Here is a 21,081-nt window from a genome sequence, read left to right as displayed (position 1 = left end):
CAATAACTCGTCATTTTTGATCGCATAAAAAAACCCGAATCAATGATTTCGATTCGGATTTGTTTACTTTATACTCTTTTCATCTCAAATGTTTCTTTTAAAAATTCCCTCGAATTTGCTAGTTCTTTATTTAAATCTTTCCATTGGCATTCTATTGAAATGCGCCCACTGTAATGGGCTCGTTGTAAGCAGTCCACAAAATGATCGTACGGATAATGGCCTGTTCCCGGAGCAAAACGCCCTGTATCTGCTAAATGGATATGCTTTACAAACTCTTTAGCCTTCACAATGTCCTCTAATGGTTCACTTTCTTCATCCATATGATAGAAATCTGCTAACACTTGGATGCTCTTGTGGTTTACTTTCTTAGCGAATTCCTCTGCTTCTAAAACACTATTAATGATATTGCTTTCTTTTTTATTTAATGGCTCAATAACAATCGTGATTCCTGGTGGATCTGCATAATCCGCTGCTAATCTTAAAAATTGAAGAATTTGCTCTTCAGCTCGTTCACGAGAAAATCCATCTGGAATCGAGCGAGCTCTTCCACTTCCAAATACAATTATTTTCGCTCCTACTTGATGCACCCTTTGTAATGCTATTTCGATATAACGCTTGATGCGATCGTGATCAACCGTTTCGCCTACAATTTTCAAATCTCCTGGGAGAAAAACATTGCATGCTTCAACAGGAAGTGGACTGTCTTGAAATTGTTTAAAAACCTTCGCGAATTCTCGGTCCGTTTTTTCCGGTATAAGTGAGACAACTGTACATTCTATGAAATCAAACCCAGCTTCATATGCAATCTTTGCGCTATCAATCCCTAAACAGCAACCGAATTTCATTCGTCCACTTCCTTTATTATTTTTTAAAAAACCGAAATAAATCTCCATATATAATTTTGTCAGAGTAATTTAGTTCATTTTGAACTTGTGTAAAATAAGGTGAGCATTTATTCCTTTTTACTTTTTTATCTAATTCTTTGCTGTAACAGGTTCCCTCTGTATATATATATTGATCCGTAGTAAAGGTGCCATCCCTGAACACAACGAGACGGTCACTTTCTTTTGATAATAAACTTGTTCCGAAAGAAAATGCCTGATGTTGATCCTTTACTCCTAATAAATCAAAAATCGTTGCTCTTAAATCAATTTGCCCGCCAACTGTGTCAATCACTTCGCCCTCGATGCCCGGAATATGGATAAATAGAGGCACCTTTTGCAATTCGACTTGATCTTTTACCGTGATTTCGTGCCCAAGTACTTCGCTTAATGCATCATTATAGCTTTTTGAGATCCCATAATGATCCCCGAATAAGACAAAGATGGAATTTTCATATAGATCCGTCTCTTTTATTTGATCAAAAAAGGATTTAATCGCCTCATCCTCATATCGGACCGTCGTAAAATATCGGTTCACGACCCCTTGTTCCGTTTCCAATTCAGAAATGAACTGATCTTCAGGCTCTAATAGAAATGGAAAATGGTTCGTCAACGTCAAAAACTTTGCATAAAAAGGCTGTGGCAATGACAGTAAATATGGCATCGATTGTTCGAAAAAAGGAATATCCTTTAATCCATAATTGATTGAATTATCCTCATTAACATCATAATCTTCTTTTGAGAAAAAGCGGTCATACCCTAAAGAATCGTACATCGTTAATCGATTCCAAAATTGCGCGTCATTCCCATGAAAGGATGCGGAATAATAATTGTATTTCTTTAAAATTTCAGGAGTCGCCATAAAGTCATTTTTTGGCTTTCTGACAAACACCGATCCACCAGCGAGAGGATACAAACTATTATCAACAATAAACTCAGCATCTGACGTTTTTCCTTGTGCTGTTTGATGATAAAAATTTGGGAAATATAAGCTTTCATCCTTTAATTTATTTAAAAATGGCGTCACTTCCTGATTATTCACGTGTTTATCAATGACAAAACCTTGGGTAGATTCAAGAAAAATGACGATTACATTTTTTCCTTCAGCGATGCCGTGAAAATCAGATGGCGTTGTCTTTTTATGCTTCGTTTTCAGGTAATGACTGATTTCCCCTACTTCGCTTTCATCCGCCAAAACACTATTAACGGATGTCTTTGAGTATTGGAAAATATCAAATACGTGGTAGTAATATAGACCAAGAGATTTAACAATCAGTTCTTTATCATATGATTTATTCCAGAAATCTGAATTTAGCATCATACTGAATAGTAAAGGAACGAGCGTGATAATTAGGAAATGACGTTTCTTAAAATTTTTCTTTAGCGGAAGATTGATCGTTACTGAATACTTCTTCTTCATGAAAAAAATTAGTAAAAATAAGTCGAGGAACATCCAAATATCATAGTACTTAACGAGTTCAACGGTGCTTTGACTTAATCCTCCTACATTTTGAAACTGGAGCAACACCGGTACGGTAATGAAATCAATATAAAAACGATAATAAAGGACATTTCCGAACAATATGCCAGTGAGTAATAAATCAATCACAAAAAAGGCCTTCGTTCTTGCCGATTTACGAAAAAGAAAACCAAAGCCAAGAAAAAAAGCGGCCGATCCGAGTGATGTTGCCGCAAGGACAAACCCTTGACCAATCGATTGAATATTAATATGAAAGGTCCAAATGTATAAAGCGCACATTTTTAGCCATAGTAAAAATACAGCTGCACTATAAATAAAAATAGCGTTGCTTTCTTTTGCTTTATGTATCGTCATAAAATTGCTTTTCATTTTTGCCACTTCCGATTATTTTATTTAATATCATTTTACCACTATAACATTACTAAAAAACACTTAATTAAGTCGTCATTATTTGCGACGTATTAAACCATTAAAAGGTTTCAAATAAAGACAAAAAATAAAAAGCCGGCTATCTCTACTAGAGAATAATCGGCTTTTCTGTGCATGTGAATTTTATTTTCCACTAGGTCGTATCACAACGTAGCGATTTGGTTCTTCACCTTCAGAAACGGTTTGAACTTTGTGATTTTCAGATAATGCGGTATGAATGATTTTTCTTTCATAATTTGGCATCGGTTCAAGTGAGACTGACTTTTTAAGATGGTGCGCCTTTGAAGCAAGTCTCCCGGCTAGTTGTATAAGTGTCTCTTTTCGGCGTTCGCGGTAATTTTCTGGATTCAAAACAACGGTTATATAATGTTTGGAATTGCGGTTTGCAGCAAGCTGCGTTAAATATTGAAGAGAGTTAATGGTTTGTCCTCTTTTTCCAATGAGAAGCCCCATCTTTTCCCCAGTAATATTGAAAATGACGTTTCTTTCATCTTCTTTTACAATGTCAATTTCCGATACGATTTCCATATTAGACAAAACTGATTGCAAAAATTCCTTTGCCGTTTCGATGGCATCTGGCTTAACTGTCGCCCTAACGACAGCCTGCCTAGCACCAAACAGTCCAAACAGCCCTTTTTTCCCCTCATCAACTATATGGATGTCCGCGCGTTCTCTCGTTGTTTTTAATTGAGCAAGTGCTGATTCTACTGCTTCTTCGACAGTTTGTCCTGTAGCAGTGATTTCTCTCACTTTTTAGCTCCCCCCGCTCCTTCTTTTGCTTTCATTGGTTGCATCACTGGTGGTTTAATAAAATATGTTTGTACAATCATAAAAATATTACCGACTACCCAATAAAGTGCTAATGCCGCCGGGAAATTAATAGCGAAAATTAAAATCATTGCCGGCATGATATAAAGCATCATTTGCATTTGTGGATTTGGCGGAGTTCCCGCCATCATAATCTTTTGCTGTAGGAAGGTAGTAAGACCCGCTACGATTGGCAAAATATAAAAAGGATCCGGCGCACCTAAATCAAACCATAAAAATTCTCCACCCGTTGAAATTCCTTCTGTTCTAATAATTGCCTGATAAAAACCAATTAAGATTGGCATTTGGATAAGCAATGGAAAACAACCTGCAAGTGGATTTACATTATTCTTTTGAAAGAGCTGCATTGTTTCTTGTTGAAGCTGCTGTTGTGTTTTTGCATCCTTTGAACTATATTTCTCTTTTAACTTTGCTAGTTCCGGCTGGATTGCTTGCATCGCCTTTGAATTTTTCGTTTGCTTGATCATTAGCGGCAAAATCGCAAAACGAATTAATAGTGTTACGATAATAATCGATAGGCCATAGCTGCCACCGAAAAATTCTGCAACTGTTGTCATGAGCCAAGAAAGTGGATAAACAATATATTTACTCCAAAATCCCGTACTTTCTGCTGTAACATAATTCGGATTATCAATTGTTGAACAGCCAGCTGTTACCAACACTAGCAAAAGCAATGCCGATAACAATAATATTCTTTTCTTCAAGCTAGATATCCTCCCTGCTTTCTCAAAATCACATAAACGAATAGGTTCTTCGGCTATTTTAACATTTTTTTGCTAACATAGTTCGTTTTAAACGTATATTTTTAGCTAATCATTTTTTTAAAAGATTTACCTACTTTAAGAACATGTTCCAAACTCTTTTTTATTTCATGGAAGTCCATTTCAGCTGTAGGTTTTCTAGCAATGATGACATAGTCTTTTCCATTATCCACTTGATCCTTAAACTCGTGAAAAGCTTGACGTATGTATCGTTTTATTTGATTACGTTTTACAGCATTTCCAATTTTTTTACTAACCGATAAGCCAATTCTAAAATGTTCTTGTTCCTCTTTTTTCAATATATATATAACAAATTGCCTGTTGGCAACGGATTTCCCCTTCTTAAAAACCTCTTGAAAATCAATATTCTTTTTGATCCTAAACGCTTTCTTCATACTTTCACCCGCATTATGGATTCTTTTTTCTTGCGTTGATCACTTTCCAGCGCCTATTGACTAAAAAAAAGACCACTGAGACGGTTCAGTGGTCTACGCTGATAACACTTTTCTTCCTTTGCGACGACGTGCAGCCAAGACTCTACGGCCATTTTTTGAACTCATGCGCGTACGGAATCCGTGTACTTTGCTTCTTTTACGTTTATTTGGTTGAAATGTTCTTTTCATGTATGACACCTCCCCGAGGGTAAGAAAAAATTTCAGTATTAGACATACTAGATAATTATAGAGAGACAAAAAGGCGATGTCAAGTGGTTTTGAAATACCAAACTTATCCTCTGATCAGAATCCATCGGTATTTTTTCTTGTCTAGCTACAACAGACGCTTCCGCTTTTCGTTGTCCAGCTGCAGCGCCTATCGACTAGCAAACTTCTTGTCCTTCTCTTTTGCGATAAGTCAACATCAGGTGAAATTTGAAATGCCAATTTCACTTGCTCGTTCCTCGCCGTGTTTCCTTTATCTCAGTCGAAGGAACTGAAGTTTGTACGTCGATGGGCAGGCGCTTCCGCATTTCCAATTGTGAATAACTTTTTGGCGATTTTTATTATCCACAACACATATCGACAAGTTTTTCACAAATTAAGAGGCTGTGGGTAATTTTTTTCCATAGCATATTAGTCTTGTGGATAATTTCGTTAATGCATTGCTAACCGTGCATTTATTTGATATGATTATGGTGTTTTCATTCTGAATAATATTTATTGGAAAAACCATTATCCACAGATTGTGAATAACGTGTGGATAAACTATTCAGTGGGTTTGGATAAACTTGTCCACAATCGGTGGATGATGTCGAAATCTGCTTTTCTACCTTATTATATAGTTTTCCACATTCATAGAGTTGTATAATTATAAAATTCGGATGGAAAAAGGTGAAACAGTTATATAACAGCTGTGATTTAATTGCAAGGGAGGTAAAACTTTGGAAAACTTAACTGATCTTTGGGCCCAGGTCCTGATGAATATTAAAAAAAAGGTCAGTAAGCCTAGTTTCGATACTTGGCTTAGGTCCACGGAAGCTTATTCTCTTAAAGGTGATACGATTACCGTAAGTGCCCCTAATGCCTTTGCTAGAGAGTGGCTTGAGGGCCAATATTCTCAATTGATATCTGGACTTTTATATGAAATTATCGGCGAGGAATTAAATGTAAAATTTATTATTCCACCTGATCAAGAGGAAGAAAAGAAGGAAGTTGCGAACAATAAACCCAAAAAGAAGGACGACCCAGTAGAACTATTTCAAAACATGTTAAATTCAAAATACACGTTTGATACGTTCGTTATTGGATCCGGAAATCGATTCGCCCATGCTGCCTCTTTAGCTGTAGCAGAAGCCCCGGCAAATGCATATAATCCTCTTTTTATTTATGGAGGAGTAGGGATGGGGAAAACCCATTTAATGCACGCGATTGGCCACTATGTGCTTGAACATAATCCGACGGCGAAAGTCGTTTATTTATCGTCTGAAAAATTCACTAATGAATTTATCAATTCGATTCGGGATAATAAAGCGGAGGATTTTCGAAATAAATACCGCAGCGTCGATGTGTTATTAATTGATGATATTCAATTTCTAGCTGGAAAAGAATCGACACAAGAGGAATTTTTCCATACTTTTAATACTCTTCATGAAGAAAGTAAGCAAATCATTATTGCTAGTGACCGTCCCCCAAAAGAAATTCCCACACTCGAAGACCGTTTAAGATCACGATTCGAATGGGGACTCATAACAGACATTACACCTCCAGATTTAGAAACGCGCATCGCCATTTTACGTAAAAAAGCGAAGGCGGATGGACTAGATATTTCTAATGAGGTCATGCTTTATATTGCTAATCAAATTGATTCGAATATAAGGGAATTAGAGGGTGCTCTCATTCGAGTAGTAGCTTATTCCTCTCTCATTAATAAAGATATTAATGCTGATCTTGCTGCAGAAGCATTGAAAAGCATCATTCCAAGTTCAAAACCAAAGGTCGTTACGATTCTCGATATTCAAAAAGCGGTTGGTGCTGAATATAATGTGAAGCTAGATGATTTCAAAGCGAAAAAGCGGACAAAATCGATTGCGTTCCCTCGGCAAATTGCTATGTTTTTATCACGCGAGATGACTGACTTTTCGCTTCCTAAAATAGGCGAAGAATTTGGCGGACGAGATCATACAACGGTTATTCATGCCCATGAAAAAATCTCAAAGCTATTGGAAAATGATCAGGAATTCCAAGATAAGTTAGAAGAAATTCGTACTTCCCTTAAAAACTTCTAATGGGGATTCTGTGTATAACTAGAACACCTTCATGCACAGTATATCCACATGTGAATAATTTGTCATTTCAAGTCATGCACAGGGTTATCCACATATTCACAGGCCCTATTACTATTACTACGATTTTATTCTTAAAAAATAATAATATAACTAGTTGATTTCAATTTAAGGAAATGGGGGAATAAGCATGAAGTTTATCATTCAGCGCAATCGACTTATCGATAGTGTTCAAGATGTAATGAAGGCCGTATCATCAAGAACAACAATCCCAATATTAACAGGAATTAAAATTGTTGCTTCCAATCAAGGAATTACGTTAACAGGTAGTGACTCTGATATTTCTATTGAATCCTTTATCCCGAAAGAGGAAGACGGAGATGAAATTGTAGAAATAAAAGAAACGGGTGCAATTGTTTTAAACGCTAAATTCTTTGGTGAAATCGTCCGAAAGCTGCCAATGGATTTTGTTGAATTTGAGGTACAAAACCATCATCAAACGATTATTAGATCTGGTAAAGCGGAATTTAATCTAAATGGATTGGATGCTGATGAATACCCGCATCTTCCGCAAATATCTGAGGACAAAGTTTTTTCAATTCCAACAGATTTATTAAAATCAATCATTAGACAGACGGTTTTTGCAGTGTCCACCTCAGAAACACGCCCTATCTTGACAGGTGTAAACTGGCAAATTGAAAGTGGAAAATTAACTTGTACGGCAACAGATAGTCATAGGCTGGCAATGCGTACTGCTCCGATCGATATGGATCCATCGGAAAATTATAATGCCGTAATTCCGGGGAAAAGTTTAGTTGAACTAAGCAAAATTTTAGATGACACGAACAATCCTGTGGAAATTGTCATGACGGAAAACCAATTTCTTTTTAAATCAAAAAATCTTTTATTCTTTTCTCGCCGTCTAGAAGGGAATTATCCTGATACATCCAGACTGATTCCGACGGAAAGCAAAACAGAACTCGTGCTTCAAGCAAAGGACTTCCTTCACGCCATCGACCGTGCATCGCTTCTTGCTCGAGGTGAACGAAATAATGTTGTAAAACTAGTCACGTTGGAAGAAAAAGCGATTGAAATTTCTTCGACTACTCCTGAAATCGGAAATGTTGTCGAACAAATCCAAAGCGAATCCATTAGCGGAGAAGAGCTAAAAATCTCTTTCAGCGCCAAATATATGATGGACGCCCTAAAAGCTTTAGAAGGTACAGACATCATCATCCACTTCACCGGAGCGATGAGACCATTTATTATAAAGTCAGTTGATGATGAATCAATCTTGCAATTGATTTTACCAGTGAGAACATTTTAATTAAGAAAAACTAAGTTAAAAAAAATATTAAATAAGTTAATGCACGGAGTTGATTGGAGCGGAAGGCGCGTAGACTCCTGGTCAGCTAAAGACGGCCACGTCCTGTGGCCAACGCCGACACTAGGACATCGTATCCGTCGCGGGAATACGGAACAGGGAAGACCCCACAGGTGCTCGCGCCGAGGAGGCTCCCAGTACCGCCCGCGGAAAGCGAAGCGTCTGGAGCGCAAATCAACGGACAAGTTAGAAAATCCTGCCAAAGAATCGGCGGGATTTTTAAATTTTTTAGACTAGGAACCTTTGTTTTCAAAGATTTCTTCAATTTTTTGTAATGGGCCTCAATCTTTAGTAAAATAAAGCAAGAGACTATTCATGAAAAGAGTGAGAGCATGGATAAAGAAATTAAAATAGATACGGATACAATCACACTCGGTCAGTTTTTAAAACTTGCTGACGTCATTTCTTCCGGAGGAATGGCAAAGTGGTTTTTAAGCGAACACGAGGTGTTTATTAATGGCGAGCAGGACCAACGAAGAGGCCGAAAACTAAAAACAAATGATAAAATTGACATAAAAGGGATCGGCACCTTCATTGTCCGCTAAAGGATGTTGACTTCATGTATATTGAAGAGCTGGAGTTGAAAGATTATCGGAATTATCATGATCTGACTGTTACCTTTGAAAATAATGTTAACGTCATTTTAGGCGAAAATGCCCAAGGGAAAACAAATGTCATGGAATCGATATTCGTATTAGCCATGGCAAAATCACATAGAACGTCCAATGATAAAGATTTAATACGTTGGGACACAGATTATGCTAAAATAAAGGGAAGGCTGCAAAAAATAAATGGTTCTGTGCCGTTGGAGCTTATTATTTCGAAAAAAGGTAAAAAAGCAAAATTTAATCATATTGAACAACAAAAATTAAGCCGTTATGTAGGAAATATGAATGTCGTTATGTTTGCGCCTGAAGATCTCCATCTTGTAAAAGGGAGCCCTCAAGTAAGGCGTCGTTTTATTGATATGGAGATTGGCCAAGTATCTCCCGTGTATTTATACGATATGAGTCAATTTCAAAAAATATTGCAGCAACGAAATAACTATTTGAAACAGCTGCAAATCAAAAAGCAAAGTGATATTACGTTCCTTCAAGTTCTAACCGAACAATATATCGAAGTGGCGGTTAGAGTCATAAAAAAGAGATTTGAGTTCATCCAAATGTTGGAGAAGTGGGCAAAACCAATCCATTCAGGGATTTCTCGCGGTTTAGAAACACTTTCTATCCAATATAAGCCATCCATTGAGGTATCGGAAGACACGGATTGGTCCAAAATGGTAACAGTATTTGCAGAGAAAGTTGATACACTCATGCAAAGAGAAATTGATCGTGGAGTCAGTTTGATTGGACCCCATCGTGACGAGATTGTTTTTTATGTCAATGGCAGGGATGTGCAGACGTTCGGCTCCCAAGGACAACAACGAACAACGGCCTTATCTGTTAAATTGGCTGAAATAGATTTGATTTATTCAGAAATTAATGAATATCCGATTTTGCTGCTGGACGATGTTTTATCTGAACTTGATGATTATCGCCAGTCTCATTTATTAAATACGATTAAAGGAAAAATCCAGACGTTTGTCACGACGACAACGATTGATGGAATTGACCATCAAACCTTAAGGGAAGCAACAACCTTCAATGTGCGGAGCGGTGTGATGGAAAGAGTGAAGTGAGGTGAAAGGATGTATATTCATGTCGGAGAAGATGTGATGATTCGCTCCAGCGAAATCATTGCTATCCTAGAAAAAGAGACAGTCCATTCCTCCGATGAAATGAAGCACTTTTTAGAAGAAAATAAAAAGGCTATTGTTCCATTATCGAATGGAAATTTTAAATCGATGATCATTACGAATCCTCATGTTTACTTATCTCCCATTGCTTCAGGAACATTGAAAAAACGCCTATTGCAACCAGAAAGCGATATCGAAATAGATGATTGAAAGAGCGGGTGAGTTTTATGACAATGGATCAAAAAGATTTTCAAGAGCAATTATATGATGAAAATCAAATACAAGTGCTTGAAGGCTTGGAAGCAGTTCGAAAACGACCTGGAATGTATATCGGCTCAACTAGCTCGAAAGGACTTCATCACCTTGTATGGGAAATTGTAGATAATAGTATTGACGAAGCCTTGGCAGGGCATTGTGATGAAATCAATGTCATGATTGAAAAGGATAATAGCATTACAGTTAAAGATAACGGTCGTGGTATTCCAGTTGGGATCCAAGAGAAAATGGGCAGGCCCGCCGTTGAAGTAATTTTAACTGTGCTTCATGCTGGGGGTAAATTCGGCGGCGGCGGATATAAAGTATCGGGCGGCCTCCATGGCGTTGGGGCATCAGTGGTAAACGCCCTTTCAACTGAATTGGAAGTATATGTCCATTTAAACGGACAAGTTCACTATCAGAAATATGAACGTGGGGTTCCATGCTTTGATTTAAAAGTGATTGGTGAAACGGATCATACTGGAACAATCATCCATTTTAAACCAGATACAGAAATATTCACAGAAACTGTTGAATACGAATTTGATACACTTGCTACTCGGATTCGAGAACTTGCTTTTTTAAATAAGGGTCTCAAACTAACGATTGAAGATAAACGCGCGGATGAAACGAAAATAAGTGAGTATCATTACGAGGGCGGAATAAAATCATATGTTGAGCATTTAAACAAATCGAAAGAAGTTCTGCACGAGGAGCCAGTCTATATTGAAGGGGAAAAAGATGGCATTGAAGTTGAGGTCGCCCTTCAATATAACGATGGCTTTGCTAGTAATTTATACTCTTTTGCCAATAATATTCACACATATGAAGGCGGTACACATGAATTTGGATTTAAGACTGCGTTAACTAGGGTTATTAACGATTATGCACGCAGAAGTAATATTTTTAAAGATAATGACAGCAATCTTTCGGGTGAAGATGTGCGTGAAGGATTAACAGCTATCGTTTCCATCAAGCATCCGGATCCACAATTTGAAGGACAAACAAAAACAAAACTTGGTAATTCTGAAGCTCGTACAATTACGGACTCATTGTTCTCCGAGTATTTTGAAAAAATATTACTGGAAAATCCAGTGCTAGCCCGTAAAATTGTCGATAAAGGATTAATGGCTGCTCGGGCTCGATTAGCTGCAAAAAAAGCTCGTGAATTGACTCGCAGAAAAAGTGCGCTTGAAATTTCAAGTTTACCTGGAAAATTAGCGGACTGTTCTTCTCGTGATCCGGAAATAAGCGAATTATTCGTAGTTGAGGGTGATTCCGCAGGTGGTTCCGCAAAACAAGGAAGAGATCGTCATTTTCAAGCAATATTGCCTTTAAGAGGTAAAATCATTAATGTCGAAAAAGCGCGTCTTGATAAAATTCTTTCAAATAATGAGATCCGTACCATCATTACAGCACTTGGAACGGGTATTGGAGAAGAATTTGATATCGCGAAAGCCCGTTATCATAAAATGGTTATTATGACAGATGCGGATGTTGATGGAGCTCATATCCGGACATTGCTTTTAACGTTCTTTTACCGATATATGCGGCCGTTATTGGAGGCGGGTTTTGTATATATTGCACAACCTCCGCTTTATAAAATCAGCCAAGGCAAAAAGGATCATTATGTGTATTCGGATAAGGAACTGGATGCGTTATTAGCAGAATTGCCACAAGTTCCAAAGCCGGGCATTCAGCGTTATAAAGGTCTAGGGGAGATGAATCCTGAGCAGCTTTGGGAAACAACGATGGACCCAGAAAGCCGCACACTTCTTCAAGTGAGCCTTGAGGATGCCATTGAGGCTGACCAAACGTTTGATATGTTAATGGGGGAAAAAGTAGAGCCGCGCAGGGTTTTCATTGAAGAAAATGCTTTGTATGTAAAGAACCTGGATATTTAAAATTCTGCAGCTCTGCCCCAAGTGCTTTTCAATAGAGGAGGTTGCCAATCAATATGGCAGATGTACCTAATTCAAATATAAAAGAAATCAATTTAAGTCATGAGATGCGTTCCTCATTCCTTGATTATGCGATGAGTGTCATCGTTGCCCGTGCATTGCCAGACGTGCGAGATGGCCTAAAGCCTGTTCACCGCCGTATTTTATACGCGATGAATGATCTTGGAATGACTAGTGATAAAGCGTACAAGAAGTCAGCGAGGATCGTTGGAGAAGTTATTGGTAAATATCATCCACATGGTGACTCGGCTGTTTATGAAACAATGGTTCGGATGGCACAGGATTTTAGCTACCGAAACATGCTCGTAGACGGACATGGTAACTTTGGATCGGTTGATGGAGATTCTGCGGCTGCGATGCGTTATACAGAAGCAAGAATGTCAAAGATCTCGATGGAACTTGTCCGGGACTTAAATAAAGATACGATTGATTATAAGGACAATTATGACGGCTCTGAAAAAGAACCGGTTGTTTTGCCTGCCCGTTTTCCTAACCTTTTAGTGAATGGATCCTCAGGGATTGCCGTTGGAATGGCGACGAATATTCCACCGCATCAGCTTGGTGAAGTGATTGACGGATTGATGATGTTAAGCCGTGATCCGGATATTACTATTCAGGAATTAATGGAGTCTATTCAAGGTCCTGATTTCCCTACTTCGGGAATGATCCTCGGAAGAAGCGGCATAAGAAGAGCTTATGAAACGGGCCGTGGTTCCATTACTTTACGAGCAAAAGTGGATGTTGAGACGAAGGCAAACGGCAGAGAAACGATTATCGTTCACGAGCTTCCTTACCAAGTCAATAAAGCGAAATTGATTGAACGTATCGCTGAGCTTGTCCGCGAGAAGAAAATTGAAGGAATTACAGATTTACGAGATGAGTCGGATAGGACTGGTATGCGAATTGTCATGGAAGTCCGCAGGGATGCAAACGCCAATGTCATTTTGAATAACCTTTACAAGATGACAGCGATGCAAACTAGTTTTGGGATTAATATGCTTGCATTGGTTGACGGACAGCCGAAAGTATTGAATTTAAAACAATGTCTGTACTATTATCTTGAACACCAAAAGACGATTATTAGACGCAGAACCGAGTTTGAACTTAGAAAAGCGGAAGCTCGTGCTCATATTTTAGAGGGTTTGCGAATCGCGCTTGATCATATCGATGCAATCATTAGCCTTATTAGAGGATCAGAGACGACTGATATTGCTAGAACAGGCTTAATGGAGCAATTTAAATTATCTGAAAAACAAGCACAAGCTATTTTAGATATGCGTCTTCAGCGTTTAACAGGGTTAGAACGTGAAAAAATTGAAGATGAATATCAAGGTCTCGTCAAATTGATTGCTGAATTAAAAGCCATTTTGGCGGATGAAGAGAAAATTCTTGAGATCATTAGGGAAGAATTACTAGAAATTAAAGAACGCTTTGATGATGGAAGACGTACCGAAATTGTAGCGGGCGGTATAGAGGAAATTGAAGATGAAGATTTAATCCCAAGGGAAAATATCGTTGTAACATTGACGCATAATGGATATATTAAACGATTGCCAATTTCCACGTATCGAAGCCAAAGGCGAGGTGGCCGCGGCGTACAAGGGATGGGGACGAATGACGATGATTTTGTGAAGCATTTGATCACGACATCCACGCACGATACCATTCTATTTTTCACGAATAAAGGGAAGGTTTATCGAGCAAAAGGCTATGAAATCCCTGAATTCAGTCGTACTGCGAAAGGTCTTCCAATCATTAATCTACTTGGAATTGAAAAAGACGAATGGATTAATACCGTCATTTGTGTAGAAGAATTTCTCGAAGATTGGTACTTGTTCTTTGCGACGAAGCAAGGTGTTGTGAAAAGGACACCGGTTTCTGCGTTCGCCAACATTCGAAATAACGGTTTAATTGCTTTAGGTCTCCGTGAAGACGATGAACTCATTTCGGTCAAATTAACGGATGGTAAGAAAAATATCGTCATGGGAACGAAAAGCGGCTTATTGATTCGCTTCGTAGAAACGGATGTCCGGTCTATGGGTAGATCCGCCACTGGAGTTAAAGGGATTACTCTATCTGATGACGATGAAGCAGTTGGAATGGAAATTCTTGAAGAGGATCATGATGTCCTCGTTGTAACGAAAAATGGTTTCGGAAAAAGAACTCCTGCTGCTGAATACCGTCTTCAAACCCGTGGCGGTAAAGGGCTCATTACGTGTAAAGTTACTGATAGAACCGGTACAGTCATAGCTGTAGAAACAGTAAAAGGCGACGAAGATGTCATGCTGATTACTGCCGGTGGAATTTTAATCCGTATGGGAGTGCAAGATATTTCTGTAATTGGTCGAAATACGCAAGGCGTTAAACTCATTACATTAGGTGATGAAGCGGCCGTTGCTACAGTAGCCAAGGTTGAAAAGGAAGACGAGGAAAGCACGGATACAGACGAAACGATAGAAGATGAACTAAGCTAAGAAGCGCCAATTTCGGCGCTTTTTTTTATGCCTTGTATCTTGGCGCCTTCCGCTTTTTATTCAGTTTCAATGACAGACAAGATTGCTTCTTCAATTTCTTGATAACTCGTACATCTGCATATATTGGATGCAAGCCAGCTTTTAACAACTTCTTTTGAGGGGGTTATATGTGTTGACAGCAATGAATGGCAATTGATGATGAAGCCAGGTGTACAGTAGCCGCATTGAAAAGCAAAATGTCGAATAAAGGCATTTTGTATAGGAGTATCACGCAACCCTTCAATCGTTGTAATTTTATGACCTGCAGCTTCTATCGCCAGCATAATACACGATTTAAAAGGGAGATTGTCAACCATGACAGTACACGCCCCACAATCCCCATTTAGACAACCTGGTTTTGCACCCGTCAAAGAAAGCTTATTGCGAAGAAGATGGAGAAGTGTTTCACCAGCCCGAATTTCAACATTCTTCATTTCGTTGTTTATATCTAGTTCTGCCGCAAATATTTGGTGTTCATCTCTAGCCATTATACCCCTCCATTTCTAACAAAAAATCAGTTAATAAGTTTCTTAAAACAAAGAGCCGATACTCTCTTGATCCTTCAATGTCATCAAGAATGGGTTCAGGTAAATGATTAATGGCATTTTCGATTCTGCTCTCTATCGATAGAGTAGTATTATTGATTTCTTTTTCCATTGCGGGTGAGCGAAAGGGAAATGGACAAATCCCGCTAAAGGCTATTCGTAAAGCACCATCCACTTTCATCGCGGCCCCTGTAATGAGAGGGTAGCCTGTTTCCCATTGTTTTCTTATCTTTTGGGAAATAAATGGATTGTTCAAAAAATGTGATTCAGTTCGTATATTTACGAGCAATTGACCTTCTTCAAGTACGAGTTCTTTATTAAATATTACGTTTATGGGAATTTGATGTACACCTTGTAAACTAGCGATAAGAAGGTGGCTATCGGCGATTAAAAAAGGTAAAACTGCTTCCCGATAAAATATTTTTCCGCAAATATTCCCGCCAATGGTAATCTTATTCCTAGCAGTTCGATCAGCAATTTCGCTAGAAACATTCGCCAATAATGGGAAGGAGTCATCAGCTTCGATCACTGTGAGAGGGACAGAGGCGCCTATCGTTAAAAACTGAGTCGTTCTTTCCAACGTTATACACTCTGGTATCCCTTTAATATCAATGATGGATCCCGGTGTATCCATATTCAATCTGCCAAGTGTTAAAACTTCAGTCCCACCTGAAAAATACATCGGTTGTTTATTTGCTCTTTTTAATTCTTGAAACAATGCAACAGCCTCATATAAACTAGTTGGCTTATAATACTCTAAATATGCCGGCAACATATTTATTCCCCTCCCTCTTTTGTTCTCCAAATTAGTTCGGGAATAAGGGGCAAATGGTTGAGATTTATTTGAAGCGCCGCCGATAGGGCATTTCCAAGCGCTGCTGGCATACCTATTAGACCATGTTCTCCAACACCTCTAGCTCCATATGGTGCGTCGATTTGGGGAGTTTCAACAAAGTCCACAATGTATTTAGGCTGTTCACCAAAACGTAGCGGGCGATACGTTCTTAACTGGGGATTTAGAACGCGAGCAAATTCATCAAAAATAAACGTCTCCCTTCCCGCAAATGACAACCCAATGCTCATTGCTCCCATTACTTGCCCTCTAGCACCCGCTTGATTTAAAATTTTCCCGATATCGATGACGGAATAAGCATTTATTAATCGGTATTGATAAGTTCTTGTATCGATTTCAATCTCGACTCCTTGTGCACCGACCGTCCATTCAGGCCCAGGCTTTCCTGCACCAGTTTCTTTATTTATTGCTGTAATATGCCTGAGTGTATATGTTCCACTTCCAATCATTTGCCCGCCAATCGCATTGCCATTTGGAAAAACAAATCCGTATGCAATATCTTTAATCGCTATATTAATCGTCGGATCATCCCTAACATAAACCTTTTCAAATCCGACTTCTAGATCCTCAATTGGTGCCAGTAACAGACAAGCAGCTCTTTCTTTTAATTGAACAATAACATCGTCTGCCGCTTTTAAAACGGCTCTTCCTGCCATAAACGTTCCCCTGCTTGCGACTGTTTTCCAGTGTTCGGGTGTACTCTGGGTATTGACAGGCATTTGCACATAGATTTTTTCTATCGGCATTTTCAGTTTTTCGGCTAAAATCTGTGCCAAAACTGTCTTTGTTCCGGTTCCAATTTCGACAACACCAGTTATTAAATTAATACTTCCATCAGGATTGAACGTTAAAATAACTCCTGAGCTTGCGTTGGAATCAATCGTCGAGTTTTTCCAAATACAGCTAATCCCTTTAGCTCTAACTTTGTGATCATCGATTTTGACAATCTGTCCATGACCCCAATCCATTAGTTCCTTTAGCTTTAAAATACATGCTTGTAAGTTCCCGACATTACTCATATTTAGCTTAACTTGGGTAGGAGATGTATCCCCTGGTTTAATGGCATTGATAGATCTCAAATAAAGCGGGTCCATGTTCAATTTTTTTGCTAGCATATCCATCGTTCTTTCAAAAGCAAAATGAACTTCTGAATGGCTGAATCCTCTAAAAGGAGCAGGATAAGGGTGATTCGTATACATACAATATGAATCACAGTAAATATTCTCAATATGATATGGTCCCGTGCAATCGACGGCACCCGCTCTCGCTAAATCGATCCCTTTATCAGAATATGCACCGCTGTCCCATAAATAAATGAGCTCCGCAACTTTTAACAATCCTTCTTTTGTACATCCGAGCCGTACCTTGGCTTCGAGCCCAATATGTCCTGGAGAAGTGACCATATCCTCTTCCCGTGTGTTAACGATTTTAACAAGTCTGCCACCTACCGCCCTCGTTGCTATATAGGCTAGGATCTCCAATTGAGTAGACGCTTTACCTCCGTAAGCTCCACCAACTAGAGGAGTATTTACGACAATCTTCCCGGGGGGGATGTTGAAATAAATCGAAACCAGCTTTTTTATCATAAATGGAGCCTGTGATGAGGAGGTTATTTCGATCCCTCCATCCTCATGAATTTGGGCAAAAGAACAGCGGGTTTCCATTGCGGCATGATCTGAAGGGTGAAAAGAAAAAGCTGCTTCTACCATTACGGCGCTTTCCGACCAGCCACTTTCAATATCTCCTTTACGAATTTTTATTTTTGAGGCAATATTCGTTCCCGGTTCCGGGGACACGCCGGGAGTTTTAGCATAGCTTCCTAAATTTTCATGTACTAGTGGTGCATTAGGTCGAAATGCTTCACTTGGGGAGTTAACGACTGGAAGAGTTTCATATGTAATGTCGAGGTTATTTGCTCCAAGTTGTGCTAAATGAAGGGTATCTGCTACTACAATCGCGACCACTTCCCCAAAATAACGTACTCGATCAAAGGCTATGGGCGGCCGGTCACGAAGTTCTTCACCGGTGAGCGGTAAATTTTCCCCCGTAATAATGGCGCGAATTCCTTTCATTGTGCGTGTTTTCGTGTCATCTATATGAATGATTTTTGCGTGAGCGTATGGACTTGTTACAAGTTTCCCGTAAAGCATTTCTTTTGATTCAAAGTCATTCGTATACTTAGCTTTTCCGGTTACCTTTTCTAAGGATTCTTTCCGGTAAACGCTTTTTCCGATGTTGCTCACTATTCCTTTCACCCCCATCTAATTAGGGCATGCTATTTCATCTTATGATGTTGGTGAATGGTTACATTCATCAATTCGAAAAACAGTGAAGAATTCATTGCAAAAGATAGCGGATGGAGGGGCTAACCTCTTTAAAAAACGATTTCCAATATAAACGTTGTTACGGCTCCTTCATACAATGAATATCTTATAGTGAAAGGAATAGGACGGTGAAAAATTTGGAAAAAGATATGGCTGAATGGATTTATCTAGATATTAATCTCATTGCCGCTGTCCTGTTGATAACGGGTCAATTAACGATGGATGGTATGTTTATTCAAGCAACTGGAGGCTTTTCTATTCCCTTGCAGGGACCAATTACGGGGGGAAGGCGCGTAGTTGGAAAATCCAATTCAAAAATATTAACTTTTGTAGTTGATTCCATTGATTTTATCCTAGCGCTCTTGTTGATCTTTGGACAAATCAGTGTCAGAAGTACATTAATCTCATCAGGGTATTTTTCTATTATTGTCAGCGGTCCTATTTTTGGTATTCCTAAAACGAAAGTTTCGGAACAGGCAACAAAAGAATTTTTTGATCATCTAGCTATTTTTTTAAAAGCAAACGGTCTTGATCATCATCGTTAATGAAGGGAGGAATTGGGATGGCACTAACAGATATGCCGACAATAAAGCCTTCAAAAGAAGCTCTTTTTATAGCTTCCGGTCTTTTGGCGTTTTTCTTATTTTTCTTTACTGATTACAAAGCATCGGATACGGAACTCACCAAAAATAAAAAATGATTAGAAGCTCCATTTGGGGCTTTTTTGACGTTGAAGAGTTTTTCGTTTTCTAAAAAATCCCCGGTTTTAGCATTATTTTGGTACAATATGGAGAGGATTTCCCGGAGGTGTAATGGGTGAAAGTTAAAGTAGAAGAACTAATTGAAGGATGTATTTTACATAAGGATGTAATGGGAAAGACGAATAATCCGATTATCCCCGCCGATACGGTATTGACTAAAAGGCATTTGCTAGTATTAAAATCTTTTTTGATAAAAGAAGTTGAAATTGAAAATAAACTAAAGAATGGTGAGCTTTTTAGGGGAGTAGGCGAGTCGGAAAGTTCTTCTCAAATGAAGTCCCCGCAGACCCTTTCTTTTTTAGACTATTATAGCCGAGCAGTCGATCAGTATAAAAAGGAATTTCTATCGTGGCAATCAGGAATGGGAATAAATATTGCTAATATAAGAACCTTTTTAATCCCTCTTTTTGATAAAGCTCAGGAAAATAAAAATTGGATTCGTAAAATACATCGATTCTCCAATAAAGAGGAGTATTTTTATCATCACCCGATTGCAGTCGCCATGATTGCTAGTTTCATAGCAAAGGGATTAGGCTATGACAATGGACAATGTTTGCAAATTGCTTTAGCTGGTTGTCTTGCTGATTGCGGAATGGCAAAAATAAATGAATCTACGTTTATGAATACAAGATCTTTAAACGAAAAAGATTGGAATGAAATTAAGAAACATCCTATTCATAGCTACCAAATGGTGAAGGATATCTCATTATTAAAACCTGAAACTAAGATAGCCATTTTACAACATCATGAACGATTAGATGGTTCGGGTTATCCAATCGGTGAAATAGGAAGTCGTGTTCAAATGCATTCACAAATTTTGGCCATTGCAGATATCTTTCATGCCATGACAGCGGACCGACCATATAAAAGTATGAAATCCCCTTTTAAAGCCTTACAAGAGATGGAGGAAGACCAGTTTGGTAAATTGCATATTTCTATTTTGAAAGTTTTAATATCCGCAATTGCCTCTCTTCCGGTCGGAACAACTATAAAACTTTCCGATGATCAGCTAGGGAAAGTTATTTTCGTAAAACAAGACGCCTTGCTTAGACCTTTAGTGAAAATTGTAGATACAGGTGAAATCCTGGATTTAGAAAAACATAGGAATATTTATATTGATTCAATCATTGGAAACTAGGATAGAAAGGTTCTTGGACTATTTACTATAATTTTTTTAAAAAAACTCTTGCATCCTTTGTCGAAAGTTGTTATATTAGTAAATGTGCTTAAGAGCACAAAAGAATTTTTTAAAAAACATATTGACATCGATAAACATTGATGTTATTATATAAAAGTTGCTTAAAAAGTTAATGAGAGTTTGATCTTTGAAAACTGAACGAAACAAAACGTCAAAAATTATTTTTGCAAGACCAGCTAGAGTTAAGGAACAAAGGCTAAGAACGCCACGTCCTGTGGCAACGCCTTTGTTAGTACATCCTGTACTTCAAAACTACTTTAATGAGAGTTTGATCCTGGCTCAGGACGAACGCTGGCGGCGTGCCTAATACATGCAAGTCGAGCGGACTTTTGGGAGCTTGCTCCCAAAAGTTAGCGGCGGACGGGTGAGTAACACGTGGGCAACCTGCCTGTAAGACTGGGATAACTTCGGGAAACCGGAGCTAATACCGGATAACTTCTTTTCTCGCATGAGG

Annotated in this window: 19 protein-coding genes and 1 rRNA gene; 11 read left to right on the top strand and 9 right to left on the bottom strand. The window is 38.6% G+C overall.

Annotated features, from left to right (window positions below):
* Window positions 1-68: 68 nt before the first annotated feature.
* The 6 genes from NQ185_RS13600 to rpmH all read right to left on the bottom strand — a co-directional run bounded on the left by NQ185_RS13600 (window position 69) and on the right by rpmH (window position 5,002).
* Window positions 69-845: a sugar phosphate isomerase/epimerase family protein gene (locus NQ185_RS13600; RefSeq protein WP_257582463.1), complete on the bottom strand. Its 777-nt coding sequence runs from the start codon at window positions 843-845 to the stop codon at window positions 69-71.
* Between the two features lie 16 nt (window positions 846-861).
* Complete coding sequence (locus NQ185_RS13595) at window positions 862-2,730, bottom strand: LTA synthase family protein (RefSeq protein WP_257582462.1); 1,869 nt, start codon at window positions 2,728-2,730, stop codon at window positions 862-864.
* Between the two features lie 183 nt (window positions 2,731-2,913).
* Window positions 2,914-3,540 carry an RNA-binding cell elongation regulator Jag/EloR gene (jag, locus tag NQ185_RS13590; protein ID WP_257582461.1) on the bottom strand — a complete coding sequence of 209 codons (627 nt, stop codon included), beginning with the start codon at window positions 3,538-3,540 and terminating at the stop codon, window positions 2,914-2,916.
* Window positions 3,537-4,322, bottom strand: a complete 786-nt coding sequence (gene spoIIIJ, locus NQ185_RS13585; RefSeq protein WP_257582460.1) for a YidC family membrane integrase SpoIIIJ — start codon at window positions 4,320-4,322, stop codon at window positions 3,537-3,539. The genes jag and spoIIIJ overlap by 4 nt, the downstream gene beginning before the upstream one ends.
* 101 nt (window positions 4,323-4,423) lie before the next feature.
* On the bottom strand, window positions 4,424-4,774 hold the full coding sequence (gene rnpA, locus NQ185_RS13580) for a ribonuclease P protein component (protein ID WP_257582457.1): 351 nt from the start codon (window positions 4,772-4,774) through the stop codon (window positions 4,424-4,426).
* 93 nt (window positions 4,775-4,867) lie between these two features.
* Entirely contained in the window at window positions 4,868-5,002 is a 135-nt protein-coding gene (gene rpmH, locus NQ185_RS13575) for a 50S ribosomal protein L34 (RefSeq protein WP_257582456.1), read from the bottom strand.
* Window positions 5,003-5,757: 755 nt separating this feature from the next.
* Between rpmH and dnaA the strand changes: the two genes are divergently transcribed.
* The 7 genes from dnaA (at window position 5,758) to gyrA (ending at window position 14,907) form a co-directional block, all read left to right on the top strand.
* The gene (gene dnaA / locus NQ185_RS13570) at window positions 5,758-7,101 is read left to right on the top strand and encodes a chromosomal replication initiator protein DnaA (RefSeq protein WP_257582455.1); all 1,344 of its coding nucleotides are present in this window, start codon (window positions 5,758-5,760) and stop codon (window positions 7,099-7,101) included.
* 187 nt (window positions 7,102-7,288) lie between these two features.
* Entirely contained in the window at window positions 7,289-8,425 is a 1,137-nt protein-coding gene (gene dnaN / locus NQ185_RS13565; protein WP_257582454.1) for a DNA polymerase III subunit beta, read from the top strand.
* 389 nt (window positions 8,426-8,814) lie between these two features.
* Window positions 8,815-9,027: a S4 domain-containing protein YaaA gene (yaaA, locus tag NQ185_RS13560; RefSeq protein ID WP_257582453.1), complete on the top strand. Its 213-nt coding sequence runs from the start codon at window positions 8,815-8,817 to the stop codon at window positions 9,025-9,027.
* A 14-nt stretch (window positions 9,028-9,041) separates the two neighbouring features.
* The gene (gene recF, locus NQ185_RS13555) at window positions 9,042-10,160 is read left to right on the top strand and encodes a DNA replication/repair protein RecF (RefSeq protein ID WP_257582452.1); all 1,119 of its coding nucleotides are present in this window, start codon (window positions 9,042-9,044) and stop codon (window positions 10,158-10,160) included.
* A 9-nt stretch (window positions 10,161-10,169) separates the two neighbouring features.
* The gene (gene remB, locus NQ185_RS13550; protein ID WP_257582451.1) at window positions 10,170-10,427 is read left to right on the top strand and encodes an extracellular matrix regulator RemB; all 258 of its coding nucleotides are present in this window, start codon (window positions 10,170-10,172) and stop codon (window positions 10,425-10,427) included.
* A gap of 23 nt (window positions 10,428-10,450) precedes the next feature.
* Window positions 10,451-12,376, top strand: coding sequence for a DNA topoisomerase (ATP-hydrolyzing) subunit B (gyrB, locus tag NQ185_RS13545; RefSeq protein WP_257582592.1), 1,926 nt, complete (start codon window positions 10,451-10,453; stop codon window positions 12,374-12,376).
* Between the two features lie 53 nt (window positions 12,377-12,429).
* The gene (gene gyrA / locus NQ185_RS13540; protein ID WP_257582450.1) at window positions 12,430-14,907 is read left to right on the top strand and encodes a DNA gyrase subunit A; all 2,478 of its coding nucleotides are present in this window, start codon (window positions 12,430-12,432) and stop codon (window positions 14,905-14,907) included.
* 56 nt (window positions 14,908-14,963) lie between these two features.
* On the opposite strand, the gene NQ185_RS13535 is transcribed toward gyrA, so the two are convergent.
* From NQ185_RS13535 to NQ185_RS13525, 3 genes are read right to left on the bottom strand one after another with little or no spacing between them, the layout of a single operon-like run.
* Window positions 14,964-15,434 (bottom strand): (2Fe-2S)-binding protein, encoded by a 471-nt coding sequence (locus tag NQ185_RS13535; protein ID WP_257582449.1) that lies wholly within the window; start codon window positions 15,432-15,434, stop codon window positions 14,964-14,966.
* On the bottom strand, window positions 15,427-16,266 hold the full coding sequence (locus NQ185_RS13530; RefSeq protein WP_257582448.1) for an FAD binding domain-containing protein: 840 nt from the start codon (window positions 16,264-16,266) through the stop codon (window positions 15,427-15,429). Before NQ185_RS13530 ends, NQ185_RS13535 begins: the two co-directional genes overlap by 8 nt.
* Window positions 16,267-16,268: 2 nt before the next feature.
* Window positions 16,269-18,605, bottom strand: coding sequence for a xanthine dehydrogenase family protein molybdopterin-binding subunit (locus tag NQ185_RS13525; RefSeq protein ID WP_257582447.1), 2,337 nt, complete (start codon window positions 18,603-18,605; stop codon window positions 16,269-16,271).
* A gap of 191 nt (window positions 18,606-18,796) precedes the next feature.
* Between NQ185_RS13525 and NQ185_RS13520 the strand changes: the two genes are divergently transcribed.
* The 4 genes from NQ185_RS13520 to NQ185_RS13505 form a co-directional block, all read left to right on the top strand.
* Window positions 18,797-19,213: a hypothetical protein gene (locus NQ185_RS13520; RefSeq protein WP_257582446.1), complete on the top strand. Its 417-nt coding sequence runs from the start codon at window positions 18,797-18,799 to the stop codon at window positions 19,211-19,213.
* A gap of 17 nt (window positions 19,214-19,230) precedes the next feature.
* Window positions 19,231-19,368, top strand: coding sequence for a hypothetical protein (locus NQ185_RS13515; protein ID WP_257582445.1), 138 nt, complete (start codon window positions 19,231-19,233; stop codon window positions 19,366-19,368).
* A gap of 116 nt (window positions 19,369-19,484) precedes the next feature.
* Entirely contained in the window at window positions 19,485-20,567 is a 1,083-nt protein-coding gene (locus tag NQ185_RS13510) for an HD-GYP domain-containing protein (RefSeq protein ID WP_257582444.1), read from the top strand.
* Between the two features lie 316 nt (window positions 20,568-20,883).
* A 16S ribosomal RNA gene (locus tag NQ185_RS13505) occupies window positions 20,884-21,081 on the top strand; the annotation flags it as partial.

Origin of the sequence: Lederbergia panacisoli (assembly GCF_024626525.1) — a bacterium.
GTDB lineage: Bacteria > Bacillota > Bacilli > Bacillales > Bacillaceae_C > Lederbergia > Lederbergia panacisoli.
The sequence above is the reverse complement of the archived record's forward strand: the minus strand, read 5'-3'. Positions and strand labels throughout refer to the sequence as shown.

Excerpts from the sequence above, each read along its gene's own strand:
- NQ185_RS13600 (WP_257582463.1), bottom strand. The coding sequence starts at position 845 with ATGAAATTCGGTTGCTGTTTAGGGATTGATAGCGCAAAGATTGCATAT.
- NQ185_RS13595 (WP_257582462.1), bottom strand. The coding sequence starts at position 2,730 with ATGAAAAGCAATTTTATGACGATACATAAAGCAAAAGAAAGCAACGCT.
- rnpA (WP_257582457.1), bottom strand. The coding sequence starts at position 4,774 with ATGAAGAAAGCGTTTAGGATCAAAAAGAATATTGATTTTCAAGAGGTT.
- rpmH (WP_257582456.1), bottom strand. The coding sequence starts at position 5,002 with ATGAAAAGAACATTTCAACCAAATAAACGTAAAAGAAGCAAAGTACAC.
- dnaN (WP_257582454.1), top strand. The coding sequence starts at position 7,289 with ATGAAGTTTATCATTCAGCGCAATCGACTTATCGATAGTGTTCAAGAT.
- yaaA (WP_257582453.1), top strand. The coding sequence starts at position 8,815 with ATGGATAAAGAAATTAAAATAGATACGGATACAATCACACTCGGTCAG.
- recF (WP_257582452.1), top strand. The coding sequence starts at position 9,042 with ATGTATATTGAAGAGCTGGAGTTGAAAGATTATCGGAATTATCATGAT.
- remB (WP_257582451.1), top strand. The coding sequence starts at position 10,170 with ATGTATATTCATGTCGGAGAAGATGTGATGATTCGCTCCAGCGAAATC.
- gyrB (WP_257582592.1), top strand. The coding sequence starts at position 10,451 with ATGGATCAAAAAGATTTTCAAGAGCAATTATATGATGAAAATCAAATA.
- gyrA (WP_257582450.1), top strand. The coding sequence starts at position 12,430 with ATGGCAGATGTACCTAATTCAAATATAAAAGAAATCAATTTAAGTCAT.
- NQ185_RS13535 (WP_257582449.1), bottom strand. The coding sequence starts at position 15,434 with ATGGCTAGAGATGAACACCAAATATTTGCGGCAGAACTAGATATAAAC.
- NQ185_RS13530 (WP_257582448.1), bottom strand. The coding sequence starts at position 16,266 with ATGTTGCCGGCATATTTAGAGTATTATAAGCCAACTAGTTTATATGAG.
- NQ185_RS13525 (WP_257582447.1), bottom strand. The coding sequence starts at position 18,605 with ATGGGGGTGAAAGGAATAGTGAGCAACATCGGAAAAAGCGTTTACCGG.
- NQ185_RS13515 (WP_257582445.1), top strand. The coding sequence starts at position 19,231 with ATGGCACTAACAGATATGCCGACAATAAAGCCTTCAAAAGAAGCTCTT.